The organism is Pseudarthrobacter sp. HLT1-7 (genome assembly GCF_059383435.1).
In genome coordinates this window covers 125,458-146,204 of the sequence record NZ_JBWZCH010000005.1, presented here as the reverse complement: position 1 = coordinate 146,204, position 20,747 = coordinate 125,458, and the positions used below count along the sequence as shown (strand labels likewise).

The following is a 20,747-nucleotide window of genomic DNA, read 5'->3' as shown; positions in this document are numbered from 1 at the left end:
ACCCGGGACCGGGCTTAATGCCAATCTGTCCATCCGCTGGCCCCGGCGCGGGGCATGTCCCTGGGCCCGGGCTTCCCACGCCCCGGGAGCCGGACCCCCGAGGGCCCATCGAAGTTGCCCGCTAATACCCCAGTGTGACCGGAACCTGTTCCTGCCCTGCCACCCCCGGGGCGACGGCTACGGTGGACACATCCTGCGTACCGTCCTGCTGCAGCAGCACGGCGCCATAGGCCGGGTCACCCGCGGCGGACACCAGGTAGCCAACGATCGGCGAGCCGTCTACGTCGGCCGGCACCCGGATGGACACGGTGGTAGCACCGGCGATGTCGGCGGCTGCGGCGGCCCGGATCTTGCCGTCGGCGGTGATCGGGGTGTAAGAGATCCTGGCGCGGCCTTCCGGGGCCCCGAACACGAGGAACCGGTCGCCCGTCCCCGGCACCGGAACCACGTGCTGGCTTCCGAGCCTGGCCGAGGCCGGTGACCATGCGAGGTCGGAGGCGTCCTCTGCCTTGGCGCCCCTCGTGAGACGGGCGGCGGCGGCAAAGGAGACGTCCGAGCTCAATGCCACGGTGTAGGGGCCGGCCGGAACGCCTGCCAGCGGGACTTCGGTGACGGTGCCGGCCTTGGCCGTGACGACCCCGCCGCCCGGCAGCGGCTTCTGGCCGTCGCGCCCGTAGAGCTTGATGGCAACGACCGCGTCGGCGGAGCCGGGCACCGTGACCTGCAATGCCGGTGCGGCATCGGCGAATCCGGATTTCACGGTGAGCGCCGCGAGGCTGGCGGGATCCTGGACATCGACGCCGGGAATCACCTGGCGGATCGCCGGCGCCGCACCCGGGGCAATGAAGTCGACACCGCCGGGCGTGAGCCCGCGCAGCACACTCTGCTGGATCACCGCGGCGACCGGGCCGCCGGCGCTTCGCACGCGGACGCTGAGACGTTCCTGCCCCGGGGCCAGACCGGCCAGAATGATGGACCGGGTGCTGCCCGGAGCCACGAGTAGCCCGCGGCTGCCCGGGGCCGGAACAGGGCCCTTTGCGCCGAAGAGGTCCAGGCTCACGGTGGCCGGGGTGCTGGAGGCGTTGCTGATATTGAGTACGGCTGTCCGGCCGACGGCGGTGTTGGCGCCGACGAGCCAGAGATCGTTGGCCGGCTGCTGGCAGGCGGCAGCTGCCGAGCCGCGCAGGTCCCCGTCGCTGGCGGTGTAGCTCATGACGGCGCCGGCTGAGGCCTGCCGGTCCGCCTGGGCGTCGGCGCTGATGACGCTCACGGCGTCGACGCCTCGCTGGGGCACCACGCCCGCCAGCAGCACCGGCGGTCCGGCCGCAGGCCTGGCCGCGGCGGCCGAGGGGCCTTGCGGGCCCGGCGCCGGGGTGCCCTTGGCGAGCTCCACCAGGGTGCTGCCGGTGAGCGAGGACAGCCGGCTGCCGGGTAGGACCCCGGCGCTTGAGCTGAGCACAACGGCGTTGACGAGGCTCCTGGCGGTGGCCGATTCCGGGCTGAACTGCGGATCGGTGCCCACCGGCGAGCCTTCCAGCAGCCGGGCCGGCCCGGGGCACACGCCGACGCTGCTGCCGGCGGGCACGGACGCCAGCGGCACCTCAAGCTGCCGGCTGCTGCCGGGCCCCTGGGGTGAGAGCGCCACCGCCGAGACGAGCCCGCCGCCGGCGGCGACCAGGACGAGGGCGGACAGCACTCCGGCCACCCGGCCGGCGCGCGGAAGCACTTTCAGCCGCGACCGGATCCGGCCGGCCGTGCCGGGCTCAGGCGGAGTGCCGGGCTCAGGCGGAGTGGCCGGCTCCGGCGGAGTGGCCGGCTCAGGCGGAGTGGCCGGCTCAGGCGGTGTTGCGGTGCCGCCAGGGCCTGCGGCGCCTGGGCCGGTACCGGCGTCCGCGCCGGAGCTCAGCTTGTGGTCAACGCTGGAATTGTCGTCCTTATGCATGCTGGTGTTCCTTACGAAGGGAGCCTTCGTCCCTGGAGAGTCCGGTGTTCGGCCGACGGGCAGGCATGGGGATGGCCAGCAGCACGGTCAGGCCGATCACGACGGCCTGGCTGATTCCGGCCCAGAGGGCCCACGGCGATTCATAGCGGAGGCTCAACTGGCCGCCCTGGGCGGGCAGCGTGAACGCCTGCGCCCAGTCCGAGCTGGTGGAGGTCAGCCGCCGGCCGTCCAGCCAGGCGCTCCAGCCCGGATCGGCACGCTCGGCCAGGACGACGAGGCGTCCTTCCGGCCCGGCCGGCACCGCGGTGTCGGCCGAGACTGCCCCGGAGGGGACGAGCCCGACTGTGGCCCCGCCGCCGTCGACGATGCGTACGCGGTGCGCGACGTCGGCCGCCTTGATCACCGGCTGGTTCAGCGGACTGATCCGCCAGAGCCAGCCGACGTCCGTCTTGCCGACGGCGACAAGTCCCGGGACGGCATCCATCCGGCTCGCCGTCAGCTGGGCTGCTGTGTCCGTGGCCCGCAGGACCACAAAACCGACCCCGAGCCGTTCCAGATCTTCGCGCGGATCAACGCCCTGGCCGGCCACGATTGTGGCCACCACGCCGCGGAGGGAACCGGCGACGGCGTCGTCACCGCGGATTGTTTCCTGTCCGGGGGCCCCCATGATGGGACGCGCCGCGGCGATGGCGGAAAGCGCATCGAGGGTTGTACCTGCCCCACGCATCAGCGAAGCGTCGTACGCACCGTTCTCGCCGGTTGAGATGAGGAGGGTACGCGACTGTTCCGGTCCCTCGCCGCGGTCGATCGCCGTGGCCGGGAGTGTGCGGGACTTGGTGGGCTGCACCAGCCGCGGTGTGCCGAGCGAACCGGCGGCTGCGACGGGAGGAGGCGTCGCTGGAGAGGACGCGTCCGCCGCGGTTGCGTCCGGTGCGGCGGGCTGCACGAGGTTCTGCGCGGCCCACACGGTAAGTCCGGCCAGCGGTCCGGCCAGCAGCAGGACCACGGCCGTGACCGCAGCGGAGCGGGTCAGGATCCTACGGCCGGTGGTCGCCGCGGCAGCCCGGTCGGCGGAGTCCAACAGGCCCTCGGCGCCGATCAGCCCCGCGCCCAGGACGGCGAACACGGCCGCGGACACGGCCGGTCCGGTGAACGGAGTGACCAGGATACTGCCGCTGACGCCGGACCCGAAGTGTCCGGCCAGCCAGCCGCCGGCCAGCACCAGGACCGCGGCGGCCCACAGGCTGCGGGCAATCCTGGCACGCCGGCCCGGCCTGAACAAGCCGGCGAGGGCCAGCAGCAGGACCGGCACGCCCACCAGCAAAGCGAGCAGCAGCGCCCACGGCACGGCCGGCGCCCCGGCGGAGCCGCCGAATACCGGGAGCCCGGTGAGGCCGCCGCCGGCAGCGAAGTGCAGCGGCTGGCCGAGCGCCTGCTGCCAGAGCGGGGCCGCGTCAAAGCCCAGCGGCAGTCCGGGGTCGGTAAGCAGAGCCCGGGGCCGGTCGAGGGTGGAGAGGAGGAACGGCACGAACAATGCGAGGCTCGGCAGCAACGCCCACCACACGGTCCGGCCGCGGCGGCCCAGGAGGACTCCGCAGAGCGCCACCAGGATGAGGAAAGGCACCAGCAGGGAAGGCGCTGCGGCCGTGACGACGGCCAGCGCGAGGCCGGCTGCGGCTGCGGCGGTCCACGAGGGCGTACCGTTTATTCCGGGCTTGGCGGGCGGCGCCTCGGTGAAACGCCGCTCCCCCGGGGCGGGAACCGCGTAGCGGCCGCGGCCGGCGGCGGTACCGGTGGCCCGCAGCAGCGCGAGCACCAGCAGCGGAATCATGAGGTGGGCCAGCAGCGCGCCCACGCGCCCCTGGTTGAGTGCCACCTGAAGGGCCGGCGCGCCGGCCCAGACGAAAGCTGCGGCCACCCGGAGCCGGCGCCGCTGGGTCAGGGCGCCGGCCGCGAACCAGGCGCCGAGGGCGGACAGCGGCATGGCCAGTAGCAGGAGCCAGGTCAGCGCGCCATTGGCATCGCCGGCGCCAAGTACACCGAAGACCCACAGCACGTAGCCGAAAGGGTCGCCATGGCCGGGAAGCCCCCCGCCCAGCGTGATCCACCAGCCGGACGCATGGTGCCAGATCTCGGACAGCCGGAGGGAGACCGGGATCAGGGCGCCTCCCGAGACGGCCTCGGCCCGCCACAGGCCCGGCAGGCCGATCAGGGACGCCGCGGCGGTGAGGAGCACGGCGAGAAGCGCACCGTTGCCCACCCAGCTGCGCTCGGACGTGGTCAGGGCCGCGAAGTCGTCGGAAGAGTCACCGCTGGGCTGTTCGTCCAGCGGGTCGTGGCCGGAGAGCCCCTCGCTGGAACCGTCACTGCCGAGGGCCTCCATCAGGGAGCGCCGGTGGGCCCAGACCTCACGCCGGGGTGCCTGCAGTCCCTTGATGACGGAACGGCGGATCCGCCGGGTCCGGGCGGCATTGCGCCGGCCCCGGAACACGGCGGCGGGGCGTCCCAGCGCAGCGAAAGTCGCCAGCAGCTGGGAAAACCCGTGCCCCGGGTCTTTGACCGCGATGCTCAGGACAAGCTTGAAGAGGCTCCCCAGCAGGGCGCCCACGGCGTGCAGCGGCACCTTCCAGGCGGCGGAGTGCTTGAGCCGCAGGTGGACTTGGGCCTTGCGGGCCGCCGTCGCATTGCCTAGGGCATGCGGTCGGTGGGACACATGGAACATCCTGGCGCTGGGGACTACCACCACGCGGTGTCCGGCGAGCCGGTTGCGCCAGCAGAAGTCGACGTCGTCGCCGCTGCCCGGCAGCGCAGGGTCGAAGCCGCCGAGGTCTTCCCAGACGTCGCGGCGGACAAGCATGCCGGCAGAGTTGACCGCGAAGGTGTCGCTGCGGCCGTCGTACTGCCCCTGGTCCAGTTCGTCGGCGTCGATAAGCGTCAGCCGCTCAGCCCAGCGGCTGGTGGAGAGTCCGACGTCGATCAGGCGCCTTTCGGCGTGCCAGTCCAGCTGTTTGCAGCCGGCCACGGTGACGGACGGTGCCCGCTCCACGGCCTGCAGCAGCTCGGCGAGGGCCTCGGGGCCAGGTGCTGCGTCGTCGTGCAGGAGCCAGATCCATTCGGAGCGCGGGGCGCTGCTTTCCGGCGCCGTTCCGGGGTTGCCGGGCCAGGGCGCGAGGGCCTTGAGCCCGGCCCTGACCGCGCCGCCCATACCGCTTCTGGTCTTGTCGAAAACGGTGACGTTGGCCTTACCGAAAGCCTGTTCGAGGAGGGCTGCCGAGTGGTCACGGGAGCCGGTGTCTACCCCGATGAGGGCATCCGCCGGCCGGGTCTGGCCCGCCAGCGCCGCGAGGGTCCTGGGGAGAAAGCCGCCGCCGTCGTGGGAGACCACGACGGCGGTGACTCGTACATCCTGAAGAATTAGATTGCTCGCTTCCTAAGCCGGCGCCGCTCGCGCTCGGAGAGACCGCCCCAGATACCGAACCGCTCGTCGTTTGACAAGGCGTATTCGAGGCACTGCGACCGCACATTGCACGCCCCACAGACTTTTTTGGCATCGCGGGTGGAGCCGCCCTTCTCGGGGAAGAATGCCTCCGGGTCCGTCTGCGCACACAGCGCATCCGTCTGCCATCCGAGCTCGCCTTCATCGTCGAAGTCCTGCTGGGAGGGCAATCCGATCCAGACCGGCTGCGCGGTGGTGCCCGCGTGGAGCGTCTGCAGTTCCATCGGCGGATCGTGGAGATCGTTCTCCTCGTCCGGTCCGGCCAGAAGTTCATCGTGCGCCGCGAGGAAGGCGGTGGCCGCCTCCTGCAGGGAGTCCCTGGTGTGTTCGTTGTAACGGTCCGCTGCATCCGGATCGGCCGGATCCACGTACCAGTCGCTCGGCACCCCGCGCGAACGGTATTTTGCCGTGGCCTGGCCGGCAACGACGGCATCTTCATGGATACGCTCTGCTAGCCCCATTGGCGTTTCCTCTCTGATTTTGCAGCCTTTGCCTGACACTTGGACACTCGGTTATGTGCCGGTTTCTGCGCATTGGCTTTCGATACCTAATTACACGCGTGTAAGTATCACCGAGTCAAGCCACGGCGGAGATAATAATCAACTTGAGACAAGGAATTGCGGCACGCCACGCCCGGATTTTTTTGGCCGCAGCGCGAAAATTCCGCGGAATAATAAGGGTACTGAGCACTCCCGGCCGTATTTGCCGAAATCCCGGGGAATTTTCGGTGAACACCCGGGGCGCCAGGGAACCGTGCCGCTGGGAGTGTGAGGGAGATCACACACGACGGCGCCGTGGCAGGATGATTCCATGAGTATCCCGGCAATTGAACTGATGACAGCCCTGCGTTCCGGCCAGTCCACCTCGCCCCGGCTGACCTGGTACGGACCGGATTCGGAGCGCGTCGAGCTGTCCGGCCGGGTCCTGGACAACTGGGTGGCGAAGACCAGCAACCTCCTGCAGGACGAGCTGGACGCCGAACCGGGGACCCGCCTGCGGCTTGACCTGCCCGCCCATTGGAAGTCCGTGATTCTTGCCCTGGCGGCGTGGCAGCTCGGCATGGAACTAGTGCTCGACGACGCCGACGCCGATTTGCTGGCCACCGCGGATCCGGGACCCGCCGCAGCGCAGGGGGCCTTCGACGCCGTGGTGGCGGTGGCGCTGCCGGCGTTGGCCATGCGCTGGCCTGGCGGGTTGCCCAGCGGCGTCGTTGACTATGCCGCCGAAGTCCGCTCCCACGGCGACGTCTATCTGGCGCACGCCGATCCGGAGGCTTCGCGGCGGGCCGTCCGGACCGCCGCCGGCACGGCGCACACACACGGCGAACTGCTGAACGGTTTCGCGGCAGCCCACGACGACGGGCCGCGCCTGCTGGTACCGGCCGGTGACGGCCTGGAATCGGCGCTGGCGCAGTCTCTGGGGGCGTGGAAGAGCGATGGGTCGGTGGTGCTGGTGCACCCCGATGTCGAAGTGACGCAGAAGCTGCTCAGCGGCGAACGCATCCGCGGACACTGAGCCTGCAGGCGCGCCGTCGGGCCAGGAGGCCTGCCGCTAGGCGGCAGGGCCGGGACGTTCCGGATCCTTGACGGACTGCTCCGGCACCCGGACGCCCGGCTGGGTGTGCGGGTGGCGTTCGAGAATCTCGTGGTCGTGGGAGAACTCCGGCTCGTCGTCGAGTTCCTTGTTGAAGACCAGGAAGCGGTAGGCGAAAAACCGCACCACGGTTGCGACGAGGATACCGACGATTCCCGCGGCGAAGAGCGTGTTTTTGTCGGTAACACCGAGGCTGTACTTGGCCAGGGCCGTGAACCCGGTGGAAATGCCGATGCCGATGCCGTTGATCAGGATAAACATCAGGAACTCGCGGATGACGTTGTCCTGGCGGCGGTGGCGGAAGGTCCAGAAACGGTTTGCGATCCAGGAGAATACGGTCGCGATGCTGGCTCCCACGAATCGGGCCTTGGCTTCGCTGTCCGTCATCGGGCCGTGCATCAGGTAGTACGTGAGCCCATTGTCAATGATGAACGCAACACCGCCCACCGCACCGAACTTGGCCACCTCTCGCCAGAAGAGCGAGGCAAGGCCCCGCAAGCGCTCAGCAAGTGTAGTATTCATGACCCTCCGTGGCGTGTTGGAACTGTCGGCCAGTGGGCCAACGGCCCATTTTAGCGCCGATTGCCGTGAGCGCGGCCCGCCCGGCGGCTCGACGGCTGTCCAGGCGTTGCTCTGTCACCGCCGGGAAGACGGCGTCACCCCCGGCGGGAAGCCGGCGCTGACCCCTGCGGCAACACTGCGGCCACACTGCCAAAATGCGCCCAAATGCCGCACCGGACCGGCGCAGGAAGTCCCCAAAGCCCGGTTGTGCTGAGGTTTTCGGTAGGCTGGGACTTGTGACTTTTCCTGTGATCGGTGTTGTTGGCGGCGGCCAGCTTGCCCGAATGATGGCCCCGGCGGCCACCGCCCTGGGCTTTGAGCTCCGCGTCCTTGCCGAAGGTGAGGACGTCTCCGCCGTCTCCGCCGTGGCCAACGCCCCGGTGGGTGACTACACCGATCTGGACCATCTGCTCGAGTTCTCCCGCGGCCTGGACGTCCTGACCTTCGATCATGAGCACGTCCCCACCGGCCACCTCCGCTCCCTGCTCGAGTCCGGCGTCAATATCCACCCGGGCCCGGATGCCCTGCTTAACGCCCAGGACAAGCTCGTGATGCGGGCCGCCGTCGACCGGCTGGAGCTGCCCAATCCGCGCTGGGCGTCCGTCGACGATGTGGCCGGCCTGATTGCCTTCGGCGATGACATCGGCTGGCCGGTGGTCCTGAAGACTCCCCGCGGCGGTTACGACGGGAAGGGCGTACGGATCGTGGGCTCGGCTGAGGAGGCCGGGGCCACCGCGGAGTGGTTCGAGGCCATGTCTCCCCTGCTGGCCGAAGCCAGGGTGGATTTCAGCCGCGAGCTCTCCGCCCTGGTTGCACGGACCCCTGACGGGGAGTGCCGTGCCTGGCCGGTGGTGCACACGATCCAGGTCGACGGTGTCTGCGACGAAGTCATCGCCCCCGCGCTGGACATCCCCCTTGAGGTGGCCGCCGCTGCCGAGAACGCCGCGATCCGGATCGCCAACGAACTCGGCGTCACCGGCGTCATGGCCGTGGAATTGTTCGAGACCCCCGGCATCGGGCCAGGCTTCCTCATCAACGAACTTGCCATGCGCCCGCACAACACGGGCCACTGGACGCAGGACGGTTCCGTCACGAGCCAGTTCGAGCAGCACCTCCGGGCCATCCTTAACCTTCCGCTCGGCGCGACGGACCTGCTCGGTCCCGTCGTTGTGATGAAGAATTTCCTCGGCGGAGCGAACCAGGATTTGTTCTCCGCCTACCCCGCTGCCCTCGCCAGCGAACCCGCTGCGAAGGTCCATTGCTACGGCAAGGCCGTCCGCCCGGGCCGCAAGTTGGGCCACGTCAACCTCGTCGGCGGTTCCGCGGCCGAGGTCAATTCCGTCCGGGAGCGGGCCAGCACCGTAGCTAACATGATCCGGAACGGCCGGGCCCAGTCCGGCACCGCATCAGGAATCTCCGAGGAGAACGCATGAGCGCCAGCAACGCAGCCCCGCCCCCGGCAGCCCAGTCCCCGCTGACGCAGGACTCCTTGGACACTGCCCCGATCGTGGGCCTCGTGATGGGATCGGACTCGGACTGGCCGGTCATGGAGGCCGCCGCGGAGGCTCTCGCGGAGTTCGGCATCCCGTTCGAGGCCGACGTCGTCTCCGCGCACCGCATGCCCGCCGAAATGATCCGATACGGGCAGACCGCGCAGGCCCGCGGTCTGCGGGTCATCATTGCCGGTGCCGGCGGCGCCGCCCACCTGCCCGGCATGCTTGCCTCCGTCACCCCGCTGCCGGTGATCGGCGTCCCCGTGCCGCTGAAGACCCTCGACGGCATGGACTCCCTGCTGTCCATCGTGCAGATGCCTGCCGGGGTTCCGGTCGCCACAGTCTCCATCGGCGGGGCCCGCAACGCCGGACTCCTCGCCGTGCGTATTCTCGCCTCCGGAACCGATGCCCCCGCCGCCCGGCTCCGGGCCGGGCTCCTCGACTTCGCCCAGGAACTCAACGACGCCGCCACCCGCAAGGGCGCCAGGCTGCGGCACAAGGTGAGTGAAGTGTTCTCCGAAGAAAACGGAAGCACAGCCACCCGGGGCAGCCGTTAGGGATTCCCAGATGACCAACAGGTACGCCCCCTCCCGCCGGCCGGGTCGGCAGAACGGGCAGCAGCCGGGCCAGACCCTGACAGACCCGGTCCGCTACCCCTCGGGGGCGGCGGCGCCGGTCCTGAACAAGCGTGCCTTCCTGCTGATCCTGATGACGCTGCTGGTCCCCGGCAGCGCGCAGACTGTCGCGGGCAACCGGCGGATCGGGCGGATTGCCCTGCGCATCACGCTGACGGTCTGGGCCGTGACCCTCGCGGTGGTCCTCCTCCTGGTGGCGTCCCGTTCAACGCTGATCACCTTGCTCACCGACCCTGTTGCCTCGCTCCTGCTGGTCATCGGCCTGGCGGCGCTGGCCGTCGGCTGGGCCGGCCTGTTCATCAACACCCTGCGCCTGATCCGCCCGGTGATGCTTGCGCCCCGGATCCGCGCCGCCGTCGTTGTAAGCCTCGTGTTCGCCATGATCCTCAGCAGCGGCTCGCTGGGCTACGCCGCCTACCTGCTCAACGTCGGCCGCACCGCCATCGGCAGCATCTTCTCCAACGGACCCACCATGGAGCCATCCGAGGGCCGTTACAACTTCCTGATGATGGGCGGCGACGCCGGTGCGGACCGCACCGGCCGCCGGCCGGACAGCCTTTCCGTGATCAGCGTGGACGCCAAGACCGGCAAGACCGCCATCATCTCGGTACCCCGGAACCTCCAGAACGCGCAGTTCAGCGAGGGCTCACCGATGCGCCAGATCTACCCCGACGGCTACGACTGCGGCGACGAATGCCTCATCAACGCCATCAACACCGAGGTCACCAACGAACACAAGGACCTCTACCCCGGTGTCGCAGACCCGGGCGCCCAGGCCACGCTGGAAGCCGTATCCGGTTCGCTGGGCATCAAGGTGCAGGCCTACGTCCTGGTGGACATGGACGGCTTCGCCAAGCTCATCGATGCCATGGGCGGCATCCGGATCAAGGCCGGCGGCTGGGTCCCCATCAGCGGCGAGACCATCGACGAGGCCAACGGCATCCACGGCATGCCGCTGGGCTGGATCCCGGCCGGCGACACTACCCTCGATGGCTACCACGCCCTCTGGTACGGCCGCTCCCGCGAATTCGTGGACGACTACGCCCGCATCGCGCGGCAGCAGTGCGTCCAGCAGGCGATGCTCAAGCAGCTGGACCCGGGGACCCTGCTGTCGAAGTTCGAGGACATCGTGAAAGCCGGCACCAAGGTGGTGGACTCCAACATCTCCGCCGGCCAGCTCGGCAGCTTTGTTGACCTGGCGATGAAGGCCAAAGGCCAGGAGACGAGCCGGCTGACCATCGGGCCCCCCGACTTCGACGCCTCCTTCTCCACGGTGCCGGACTTCGACCAGATCCACGAAAAAGTGGACAAGCTCCTTGCGCCCCAGGCCTCGGGGTCAGCGGAGGACGGCATCCTCCAGCCGGGCACCGCGCCCGGGCCGCTCTCGGCCGCCGGCACGGCGCGCTTCGCCCAGCCCGGCACGCAGCCCGCTCCGCCGACCTCGGACTTCACTCCGGTGACCACAACGCCCGACGGCGAGCCGATCACCGAAGAGATGCTCAACCAGTTCAAGCGCCAGGGCGACGAACAGTCGATCCGCGAACTGGTCGCCACCAACGGCCAGTGCGCCCCGCTCTAGGCTGCGCAACGACAGGCTCGGCGTCAGCGACGGGCATCAATGTCCGACCTCCAATGACCGAACTTCAGTGACCAGATAAGGACCAGGCAGTGCACGAACTTGAGAACGTCCTCCGGCCCTACGCCTGGGGCTCCACGACCGCCATCGCCGGGCTGCTCGGCCGGCCCGCTTCGGGCGGGCCCGAGGCGGAGCTGTGGATCGGCGCCCACCCGGACTCACCATCCGTGGCGCTGTCGTACGCCGCGTCCGGTTCCCGCGGGGCGCACGCCGCAGGATCCGACGACGGCGGACGCCGGCCTCTGGATGAGCTGATCGCGGAAGATCCGGTGCGCCACCTGGGCAGTGACAGCATCGCCGAGTTCGGCCCCCGGCTGCCGTTCCTGCTCAAGGTCCTGGCCGCGGAACGCCCGCTTTCCCTGCAGGTGCACCCCACGCCCGGCCAGGCCCGGGCAGGTTTCGCCCGGGAGGAAGCCGCCGGCGTCGACCGTTCCGCCGCCGAGCGGAACTACAAGGACGCCTTCCACAAGCCCGAAATGCTCTTCGCGCTGACCCCCTTCGAGGCGCTGTGCGGCTTCCGGCCGGCGGTGGAATCCCGCCGCGTCTTCCTGCACCTGGCGGCGTGCTTTGACCTGGCCGGGCTCGAAATTCCCCCGCTGCTTCCCCATCTGCTGGCAGACCTGGCCCAACCCGATGAGCACGCCGCCTTGCGAGCCGCGTTCGAACGGCTGATTGCCGGCGGAGAGGGCGTCTCGCACGCGACCGCGATGATCGTCGCGGCCCTCATTTCGGGTGCGCCGATGGCCCCGCACCAGACGGAGCTTTCGACCGTGATCAACCTCAACGGCGAATATCCCGGCGACCCCGGAGTGCTCATCTCGCTGCTGCTTAACCGGATCTCGCTGGCGCCGGGCGAGGCTGTGTACCTGCCCGCCGGCAACGTGCACGCCTACCTTCGCGGCCTCGGCATCGAGGTGATGGCCTCCTCGGACAATGTGCTCCGCGGCGGGCTGACCCCGAAGTTCGTGGACGTGCCCGAACTGCTTCGGACCGTCGCGTTCGAGGCCGTCGGCGTGCCGGCGCTCAGCCCCGAGACCACGATGCTGGGCCAGGAACTCTTCAGGCCGCCGTTCCGGGAATTCCAGCTGCAGCGGATCGCGCTTGAACCCGGTGCGGAGCCCGTTCCGCTGGCGCAGTCCGGAGCGGCCGTGATCATTGTGGTCTCCGGCTCCGTGCTCCTCGACTCCCCCAAGGGCGATCTCCGGCTGGGCCGCGGCGCGAGCGCTTTCCTGCCCGCCGCCGAGGCGCCGGTCAACGTGCACCCCGTGTCCGGCGCCACCGGAACCGCCCTGGCCTTTGCCGTCACCACTGCCCTGAAAGCCTGAGAACGTGGACTATTTCCTGCACAGCCCGGTCTGGGCCGGCTTCCAGCGCGCCCTGGGCCGCACCGTCCATGAACAGTCCGGTCCGGGCTGGAGCTTCCTGGCCGTCGAGGAGTCGAACCCGGCGGGGAAGCTGCTCTACGTGCCCTACGGGCCGGTCGCCGCGTCCCTGCCGGCATTTGACGCCGCGCTGGCGGCGTTGACGGAATTGGCCCGCCGCTGCGGGGCCGTGTTCGTCCGGATCGAACCGGTCGACGCCGGGATTGCGGCGGTCGACGCCGGTATGGCGGCGGCCGACGCTGTGCTGCGCAGCCGGGGCCTGCGTCCCGCGCCGGCCAACCAGCAGCCCGAACTGAGCTGGATCGTGGACCTGGACCGCGACTTCAAGGACGTCCTGGCGGACATGAAGCCGGTCAACCGCAACCTGTACCGCAACGTCCATAAGAAGGGCGTGACGTTCCGCTCCAGCCAGGACCCGGCCGAGATCTCGGTACTGCTGGAATTCCTGAACATGACGGCGGCCCGCAACGGCTTCAAGCCGCAGAGCGATGAGTATCTCAGCCAGGTGGCCCGCTCACTGATGCCCGCCGGTGCCGCGACCCTCTTCGTCGCCGAGCTCGCCGGTGCACCGATCGCCGCCGCCCTGGCCTACGACTCCGCGGACACCCGCACCTACGCCCACGCCGCGCTGGATGACACGCACCGGAAGCTCAGCGCCGGTATCCCGCTCCTGGTTACCCTGATCGCCGATGCCAAGGAAAAGGGCCTGAAGCACGTGGATCTCTGGGGCGTGGCGCCCGCGGACCAGCCGGAGCACACGTGGGCCGGTTTCACCGCGTTCAAGAAGTCCTTCGGTGGCCGCGAAATCGCGTACCCGGGAACCTGGGACCTGCCGGTGAACAAACTTCGCTACGGCGCCTACCAGGTGGCCCGAGAGGCCGCCCAGACGGCAAAGAAGCTCGTGAATGGGCTGCGGACCCGGTTCCACCGCTAGTTTTCGCCTGCCCGCGCGCCTTCCCGCGTTCCCGCCTGCCTGACTCCCTGCCTCTACGGGACATGCCCCACGCTCAGGCCGGCGAGTGGACATAGTCCCAATATGCGCATTCCCTGGCACGAAGACTGGACATGTCCCCCTGCCGACACCACCGCGCCTGTTCCTATCTTTCGGAAGCGGCTTTCTTTTGCGCTTCGTAGGCGCTGGCGACCATGTCATCGACGGAGTGCCGCATCTTCCAGTCCAGGTCACGGGCGGCCAGTGTGCCGTCTGCGACGATCCGGTCCGGGTCGCCCGTCCGCCGGGGGCCGATCTCCGGTTCAAAGCCGATTCCCGTCACCTTAGCCATCGCCGTCATGATCTGACGAACGGACAGCCCGTCACCGGAACCTAAGTTGTATACGCGTTCCAGCGGCCTGCCGGCGGCGAGGGCCCGGGCAGCGGCCACATGTGAGGTCGCGAGATCGGCCACGTGCACATAGTCCCGCACGCAGGTCCCGTCTTCGGTCTGGTAGTCGGTGCCGTTGATGCGGGGCGTCTTCCCTGCCGTGAGCGCGCGGAGCACGATAGGGAACAGGTTGTGCGGGCTAGTGTCGTAGAGCTCGGGCGAACCGGAGCCGACGACGTTGAAGTAGCGCAGCGAGGTGTGCAACAGGCCCCGTGCCCGTCCCTGGTCCCGGATCAGCCATTCGCCGATGAGCTTGCTCTCGCCGTACGGCGACTCGGGAAGCGTGGGCGTGGACTCCGTGACGACGGCGCCGGCAGGGGTGCCATAGGTGGCTGCGGAGGAGGAGAAGACCAGTTTGTCGACGCCGGAAAGTTCCATCGCCTTGAGCAGCGCAGCGGTGCCGGTGACGTTCTGTTCATAGGTGAGGAGCGGCTCCTGCACCGAGACGCCCGCGTACTTGAACCCGGCGAGGTGGATCACCCCGGTGACGCCGTGGTCCAGCATGGTGCGGGCCACCAGATCGGCATCGAGGATGCTGCCGTGCACAAAGGGCACCCCCGCCGGGACGAACTCCCGATGTCCGCTGGACAACGAATCAATCACCACCGGAAGGATCGAGGCCGCGCGCAACGCGGCAACCACATGCGAACCGATATATCCTGCACCACCAGTAACAAGCCAAGTCATGGCTCCACCCTATCCAATGGCAGCCGAGCAAGGACAACGGCAGCAATCCGACGACGACGGCAGCCGTCCAGAGCCGGGGACCGGTCACCGGGAACCGCCAAAACAGCGGATCGCTGGTCCAAAACAGCGGATCGCGGGGCCAAAGCAGCGGATCCCGGGGCGCAAAACGCGTCCCCGGGATCCGGTGGTGCCTTTCGTTCGGAAAGCTAAGCCCTGCGGGCGTAGCCTTCCCACTTGCTGGCCTGGTGCTCGCCGTCCACGAAGCGGATGGTGCCGGACTTGGAGCGCATCACGATGGACTGGGTGAGGACCTTGTCCTTGGAGTAGCGCACTCCCTTGAGGAGGTCGCCGTCGGTTATGCCGGTGGCGGCAAAGTAGCAGTTGTCGCTGGAGACGAGGTCGTTGGTGGAGAGCACCCGGTCCAGGTCGTGGCCGGCGTCGATGGCTTTCTGCTTCTCGTCGTCGCTCGTGGGCCACAGCCGGCCCTGGATCACGCCGCCGAGGGACTTGATGGCGCAGGCCGAGACGATGCCTTCCGGCGTGCCGCCGATCCCCATCAGGGCGTCAACGCCGGTCCCGGCGCGTGCGGCAGCGATGGCGCCGGCGACGTCGCCGTCCATGATGAATTTGGTGCGCGCTCCGGCTTCGCGGATTTCCTCCACGAGCCCGCGGTGGCGGTCCCGGTCCAGAATCATGACGTTGAGCTGGTTGACCTTGACGCCCTTAGCCTTGGCGATCAGATGCAGGTTCTGCTTGACCGGCAGGCGCAGGTCCACCATGTCGGCCGCTTCCGGGCCGGTGACGAGTTTCTCCATGTAGAACACGGCGGAGGGGTCGAACATGGAGCCGCGCTCGGCGACGGCCAGGACGGCGAGGGCGTTGTTGATGCCGAGCGCTGCCAGCCGTGTTCCGTCGATCGGGTCGACGGCGACGTCGCACTCGGGGCCGGTGCCGTCGCCGACGTTCTCGCCGTTGAAGAGCATCGGGGCTTCGTCCTTCTCGCCTTCACCGATGACAACAACACCGTTGAAGTGGACGGTCTGGAGGAAGGAACGCATGGCGTCGACGGCGGCACCGTCTGCCTTGTTCTTGTCCCCGAAACCAACCCAGTGGCCGCCGGCGATGGCTGCGGCTTCGGTGACGCGGACCAGTTCCAGGGCAAGGTTGCGGTCCGGCTCGTCGATCCCGACGGCGAGGGACGGGGAAAGCGTGGAGTACTTCTGGGTCATTGGCGCTGGTGTCACGTGAACCTCTTCTTCGAGTGGCGATCATCGAACCCGGACGGCCAAGGTCGATCCGTCGCGGTGTGCGTCTACTACGATCTCGGCTGTTAATGATCCGTCTGCTAACGATCATAGTCGCGGCGGGAACATGCGTCGCGGGGTAACCATCCGTGAAACGTCCCGCTCCGTCCCCGCCGATGCTACCGAATGTGAGATCAGCGCGGTTATGGGCGACTATAGAGGGGTGAGTGAATTGCAGGACACGTCCGCAGCAACCCCGGCAATCCCCGCTGCCCGCGCCGGCCAGGAAGCCCGGGCCGGCCTGGAAGCCCGCGCCGGCCAGGAAGCCACCGTCGGGGCAGGCCAGCCGCCCGTCAGGCCCGTCCTCCGCCCCGGTGCGGCGAAGCGGGCGAATGCCTCCGTGATTGGGATGTTCATTGCGCTGGCCCTGAGCATCGGCACGTTTCTTCCAATCGTCCTGATGAACCCTTCGCCGAAGTCCGACGGCTACCGCCCCGACATCAACGTCAGTGAGATCGCCCGGTACGCCGCGGATGTGGCGGGATTCACACCGGTCACTCCGGCGACCGGCGACACATTCCGCCCGAACTACGCGCGCTGGGAGTCCGGAACCGGAAACGGCGTCCCGACCTGGGAGGTCGGCTACCTCACGCCGAAGGAATCCTTCATCGGCCTCGTGCAGACGCGGCAGCCCAATCCGACCTGGCTGCTGCAGCAGGTGAACAGCGCCCCCGTGACCGGGACCCGGAACGCCGGCGGCCGCGACTGGGAGCTGCGGGACAGCGGCAAGGGGGAGAAAAGCATGGTGCTCGTGGACAGCGGCACCACCGTCATCCTGACGGGCACGGCGCAGCTTGACGAATTCTCCGTGCTCGCCGCCGCCGTCGTGGCGTCCCTCGCCAGCGCTGCCCCCGCCGCCGACACGCTGGCCAACGCGCCGGCGAGCATTCCGGCCGGCACGCCGGGGGTAACAATTTCCCCCTCAGCCGTCCCTTCGCCGTAAGGTAAATTCCGTGGCCACTTATCTGACTCCTGCCCTCGCCTGGCGCCGCCTCCGCGAAGGAAACGAACGCTTTGTTGCCGGCGAATCCTCGCACCCCAACCAGGATGCCTCGCGCCGGTCCTCCCTCGTGGAAAACCAGCACCCTTTCGCCGTGATCTTCGGCTGCTCCGATTCAAGGCTCGCCGCCGAGATCATCTTTGACCTGGGCCTTGGAGACGCGTTCGTCGTCCGCACGGCCGGCCAGGTGATCGACGACGCGGTGCTCGGTTCGCTGGAGTACAGCGTCAGCGTGCTTGGCGTTCCGCTGATCGTGGTGCTCGGCCATGACAGCTGCGGCGCGGTCACCGCCACCAAGAACGCCGTGGAAACCGGTCAGATGCCCGTCGGCTTCATGCGCAGCCTGGTCGAACGCATCACCCCGTCCGTGCTGACCTCGTTGCGCAACAACCAGCCCGAGATTAACGACATGGTGGTCGAGAACGTCAAGCAGACCTCCCAGCGCCTGGTGGACAGCTCCCGGGTGATTTCGGACGCGGTCGCAGGCGGCCGGGCCGCCGTGATCGGGCTCGCGTACAGCCTCGCAGACGGCAGGGCGGACGTCGTTTCCGGGGTCGGCGAACTCTGAGCGCCGCGGCGGTGCCTGTCGCCGGCGGATCACGGTTTTCGATGGAACGCCCTCGCGCCCTAAGCTAGCCCCATGACTTCCAAAGCAGAGTTGAACACCGCAGAGTTCCGCATTGAGCACGACACGATGGGCGAAGTCCGGGTCCCCGTGAACGCTTTGTACCGCGCCCAGACGCAACGTGCGGTAGAAAATTTCCCGATCTCCGGCAAGACCCTGGAACGCACCCACATCGAGGCCCTCGCGCAGGTGAAAAAGGCCGCTGCGCAGGCCAACGCGGAACTGGGCGTGCTCGACGGCGAGCTGGCCCAGGCGATTGCCGATGCCGCCGATGAGGTTGCCACCGGGAAGTACGACGGCGATTTCCCCATCGATGTCTTCCAGACCGGCTCCGGCACGTCCTCGAACATGAACACCAACGAGGTCATCGCAGAGCTCGCCACCCGCGCACTCAAAGCCGCCGGCAGCGACAAGGTGGTCCACCCGAACGACCACGTCAACGCCTCACAGTCGTCCAACGACGTGTTCCCCACCTCGGTCCACGTGGCCGCCACGTCCGCCCTGATCAACGACCTCATCCCGGCCCTCGGCTACCTGGCGGATTCGCTGGGCCGCAAGGCCGTCGAGTTCAAGGACGTTGTGAAGTCCGGCCGCACCCACCTGATGGATGCCACCCCGGTGACTCTGGGCCAGGAGTTCGGCGGTTACGCCGCCCAGGTCCGCTACGGCATTGAACGCATCAATGCCTCCCTCCCCCGTGTCGCCGAGGTTCCCCTCGGCGGCACCGCGGTGGGCACCGGCATCAACACCCCGGCTGGCTTCCCGGAGCGCGTGATCGAACTTCTCGCGGCCGGCACCGGCCTGCCGCTGACCGAGGCCCGCGACCACTTCGAGGCGCAGGCAAACCGTGACGGCCTGATCGAGGCCTCGAGCCAGCTGCGCAACATCGCGATCTCCTTCATGAAAATCAACAACGACCTGCGCTGGATGGGGTCCGGCCCCAACACCGGCCTCGGCGAAATCTCCATCCCGGATCTGCAGCCGGGATCCTCGATCATGCCCGGCAAGGTCAACCCGGTCATCTGCGAAGCCTCCATCATGGTGTGCGCCCAGGTCATCGGCAACGACACCGCCATCGCCTGGTCCGGCACCAACGGCGCGTTCGAGCTCAACGTCGGCATCCCCGTAATGGCCGCCAACCTGCTCGAATCCGTCCGTCTGCTGGCCAACACCAGCCGCGTCATGGCGGACAAGATGATCGACGGCATCACCGCCAACGTCGAGCGCGCACGCTTCCTGGCCGAGGCCTCGCCGTCCATCGTCACCCCCCTGAACAAGTTCATCGGCTATGAGAACGCCGCCAAGATCGCCAAGAAGGCCGTGGCCGAGGGCCTGACCATCCGCGAGACCGTGGTGGCCATGGGCTTCCTTGAGCGCGGCGAACTGACCGGGGAGCAGCTGGACATCGCCCTGGACGTGATGTCCATGACGCGTCCGCCGCACAAGGCATAGGTCCCCTGCACCACTGACGTCCGACGGCGGCCGGCCCCTTTCCCAGCGAAAGGCACCGGCCGTCCTTCGTGACGGAACCCCGAGTTGATGCGGGAGAGTGCGCCATGTGTTCGGTTCAGCCTTGTTTGGAGGCCCAGTCGGCGACGCGCTGCGTGCTTTCCTCCTCGGAGAGGTCCTCGACGCGCGTCATGATGGACCAGCGCACACCGTACGGGTCTCGGATGCTTGCGAATCGGTCTCCCGATACGAACGTGGACAGCGGCTCCCTAATGGTGGCTCCTGACTGCTCCGCGCGCGCAACGAGACCGTCCGCATCGGCGCAGTAGAGGCCGACAGAGTAGCAATCATCGTCCCCGTTGGGCGCCGGGACGAGGTGATAGTCGGGGTTGGGCTCACCAATTTGGAGCCGCCCCTGACCGAAGTCAAGTTCGGCGTGCACGACGACTCCGCCGACCTCGGTGACGTTCACGGTACGCGCGCCGAAAACGTCCCGGTAGAAGGCGATCGCCTCCTTGGCAGAGGCAATGGCAAGAAACGGCGTCAGGCTCGTGAAGCCATGCGGGGTACCGAATCTCGTGTGCCTGCCATCGGCGGCTGTGGTCAGTTCGGGGCTTGTAGTATGAGTCATGGATTCCACGGTACGCACACGTGCGCAACGAGGCTTGGAGAATCGCGACAGCATGGCTACGGAGGGTCCTCCCATGGTGGGTTCGTTCAAGGGAATCCTCTACCCAGCCCGACTTCCCACTTTTCACCGCGTGCCAGCGCCCGAGGCCGTCACGAACCTGGTGCAGTGGTTTTGGATCCCCGAATGGGACTTTGAGCCAGGGCACAGCTCACGCCAGCACCTGATCGCGTTCCCGACGTCCAACCTTGTGGTTCAGAAGGATCTCGTTGAGTTCGCAGGCCCAACAACTCGTCGAGCGCATCGCGATCTCACAGGCCGGGGCTGGGTGGTTGGGGCGCTCCTGCGTCCCGCGCTGGTTCCGCGTTTCACCGATGATCCGGGAAGCCTGAGAGATGCCCAGATGCCACTGCCGCTCGCGGATCTGCATGCCTCAGTGTCGGAGGCGATGAGCGGGACCAATCCAGAGGAACGTCGACGATGCGCGGTCGAGGCTTTCACTGGCTGGCTCGTAACGCAGTGTCCGGAGGTGTCCGAGGAGGGCAAACTGGCGAACGCGATGATGGACATCATCGGAACATGCACCGACGTGACCCGCATTGAAGACGTTGCGGCGCGTCTATTTGTTTCGCCGAGAACCCTTCAACGAGTCGCGAAGAAATACGTCGGTCTTAGCCCGTCCACGCTTATCCGGAGACGCCGCCTGCAAGAGGCCGCCGATCGGTCACGGACCGACCCAGCGACAGACCTCGCGGCGATTGCTGCCGAACTCGGCTACGCCGATCATGCCCACCTGACAAACGACTTCCGAAAGTTTCTGGGATTCACGCCAAGTAAATATCGACAATCAGTCCACCAAGACCAACCCATGGATCACGACCATGATGGGTAACTGACGGTCTGATACGGCTCGTACTCGTCTATCAGGCTGCGG

Annotated in this window: 17 protein-coding genes; 10 read left to right on the top strand and 7 right to left on the bottom strand. The window is 68.2% G+C overall.

The window, feature by feature from the left end; genetic code table 11:
- Nucleotides 1-121: 121 nt before the first annotated feature.
- Genes AC50X6_RS06840 through AC50X6_RS06830 form a run of 3 tightly spaced genes read right to left on the bottom strand, consistent with a single transcriptional unit; the run spans nt 122 to nt 5,899 of the window.
- Nucleotides 122-1,942: a DUF5719 family protein gene (locus tag AC50X6_RS06840; protein WP_494965481.1), complete on the bottom strand. Its 1,821-nt coding sequence runs from the start codon at nt 1,940-1,942 to the stop codon at nt 122-124.
- Nucleotides 1,935-5,327: a glycosyltransferase family 2 protein gene (locus AC50X6_RS06835; protein WP_494965480.1), complete on the bottom strand. Its 3,393-nt coding sequence runs from the start codon at nt 5,325-5,327 to the stop codon at nt 1,935-1,937. Before AC50X6_RS06835 ends, AC50X6_RS06840 begins: the two co-directional genes overlap by 8 nt.
- Before the next feature lie 29 nt (nt 5,328-5,356).
- Nucleotides 5,357-5,899, bottom strand: coding sequence for a WhiB family transcriptional regulator (locus AC50X6_RS06830; RefSeq protein ID WP_494965479.1), 543 nt, complete (start codon nt 5,897-5,899; stop codon nt 5,357-5,359).
- A gap of 349 nt (nt 5,900-6,248) precedes the next feature.
- Between AC50X6_RS06830 and AC50X6_RS06825 the strand changes: the two genes are divergently transcribed.
- Entirely contained in the window at nt 6,249-6,953 is a 705-nt protein-coding gene (locus tag AC50X6_RS06825) for a TIGR03089 family protein (RefSeq protein WP_494965478.1), read from the top strand.
- 36 nt (nt 6,954-6,989) lie between these two features.
- Here AC50X6_RS06825 and AC50X6_RS06820 read toward each other — a convergent pair whose 3' ends face one another.
- Nucleotides 6,990-7,553 (bottom strand): GtrA family protein, encoded by a 564-nt coding sequence (locus tag AC50X6_RS06820; protein WP_494965477.1) that lies wholly within the window; start codon nt 7,551-7,553, stop codon nt 6,990-6,992.
- Nucleotides 7,554-7,876: 323 nt separating this feature from the next.
- On the opposite strand from AC50X6_RS06820, the gene AC50X6_RS06815 reads away from it, so the two are divergent.
- The 5 genes from AC50X6_RS06815 to AC50X6_RS06795 all read left to right on the top strand — a co-directional run bounded on the left by AC50X6_RS06815 (nt 7,877) and on the right by AC50X6_RS06795 (nt 13,672).
- The gene (locus AC50X6_RS06815) at nt 7,877-9,025 is read left to right on the top strand and encodes a 5-(carboxyamino)imidazole ribonucleotide synthase (protein WP_494965569.1); all 1,149 of its coding nucleotides are present in this window, start codon (nt 7,877-7,879) and stop codon (nt 9,023-9,025) included.
- A gap of 86 nt (nt 9,026-9,111) precedes the next feature.
- The gene (gene purE, locus AC50X6_RS06810; protein WP_494965568.1) at nt 9,112-9,642 is read left to right on the top strand and encodes a 5-(carboxyamino)imidazole ribonucleotide mutase; all 531 of its coding nucleotides are present in this window, start codon (nt 9,112-9,114) and stop codon (nt 9,640-9,642) included.
- A 10-nt stretch (nt 9,643-9,652) separates the two neighbouring features.
- Nucleotides 9,653-11,299 (top strand): LCP family protein, encoded by a 1,647-nt coding sequence (locus AC50X6_RS06805; RefSeq protein ID WP_494965476.1) that lies wholly within the window; start codon nt 9,653-9,655, stop codon nt 11,297-11,299.
- Between the two features lie 89 nt (nt 11,300-11,388).
- Nucleotides 11,389-12,681, top strand: a complete 1,293-nt coding sequence (gene manA, locus AC50X6_RS06800) for a mannose-6-phosphate isomerase, class I (protein WP_494965475.1) — start codon at nt 11,389-11,391, stop codon at nt 12,679-12,681.
- A gap of 4 nt (nt 12,682-12,685) precedes the next feature.
- Nucleotides 12,686-13,672, top strand: coding sequence for a lipid II:glycine glycyltransferase FemX (locus tag AC50X6_RS06795; RefSeq protein WP_494965474.1), 987 nt, complete (start codon nt 12,686-12,688; stop codon nt 13,670-13,672).
- A gap of 163 nt (nt 13,673-13,835) precedes the next feature.
- On the opposite strand, the gene galE is transcribed toward AC50X6_RS06795, so the two are convergent.
- Together galE and glpX are read right to left on the bottom strand one after the other, a co-directional pair.
- Nucleotides 13,836-14,807: a UDP-glucose 4-epimerase GalE gene (gene galE, locus AC50X6_RS06790; protein ID WP_494965473.1), complete on the bottom strand. Its 972-nt coding sequence runs from the start codon at nt 14,805-14,807 to the stop codon at nt 13,836-13,838.
- Nucleotides 14,808-15,013: 206 nt separating this feature from the next.
- A complete protein-coding gene (gene glpX / locus AC50X6_RS06785; protein ID WP_326968241.1) occupies nt 15,014-16,036 on the bottom strand; it encodes a class II fructose-bisphosphatase in 1,023 nt (340 codons plus the stop codon).
- Nucleotides 16,037-16,274: 238 nt separating this feature from the next.
- Here glpX and AC50X6_RS06780 point away from each other — a divergent pair, with 238 nt between their 5' ends.
- The 3 genes from AC50X6_RS06780 (at nt 16,275) to AC50X6_RS06770 (ending at nt 19,188) form a co-directional block, all read left to right on the top strand.
- Nucleotides 16,275-17,054: a DUF4245 domain-containing protein gene (locus tag AC50X6_RS06780; RefSeq protein ID WP_494965472.1), complete on the top strand. Its 780-nt coding sequence runs from the start codon at nt 16,275-16,277 to the stop codon at nt 17,052-17,054.
- 10 nt (nt 17,055-17,064) lie between these two features.
- Nucleotides 17,065-17,679 carry a carbonic anhydrase gene (locus AC50X6_RS06775; protein ID WP_326968229.1) on the top strand — a complete coding sequence of 205 codons (615 nt, stop codon included), beginning with the start codon at nt 17,065-17,067 and terminating at the stop codon, nt 17,677-17,679.
- A gap of 72 nt (nt 17,680-17,751) precedes the next feature.
- Nucleotides 17,752-19,188 carry a class II fumarate hydratase gene (locus AC50X6_RS06770; protein ID WP_494965471.1) on the top strand — a complete coding sequence of 479 codons (1,437 nt, stop codon included), beginning with the start codon at nt 17,752-17,754 and terminating at the stop codon, nt 19,186-19,188.
- Nucleotides 19,189-19,303: 115 nt separating this feature from the next.
- Here AC50X6_RS06770 and AC50X6_RS06765 read toward each other — a convergent pair whose 3' ends face one another.
- A complete protein-coding gene (locus AC50X6_RS06765) occupies nt 19,304-19,816 on the bottom strand; it encodes a VOC family protein (RefSeq protein WP_494965470.1) in 513 nt (170 codons plus the stop codon).
- 73 nt (nt 19,817-19,889) lie between these two features.
- On the opposite strand from AC50X6_RS06765, the gene AC50X6_RS06760 reads away from it, so the two are divergent.
- Nucleotides 19,890-20,705 carry a helix-turn-helix transcriptional regulator gene (locus AC50X6_RS06760; protein WP_494965469.1) on the top strand — a complete coding sequence of 272 codons (816 nt, stop codon included), beginning with the start codon at nt 19,890-19,892 and terminating at the stop codon, nt 20,703-20,705.
- Nucleotides 20,706-20,747: the final 42 nt, after the last annotated feature.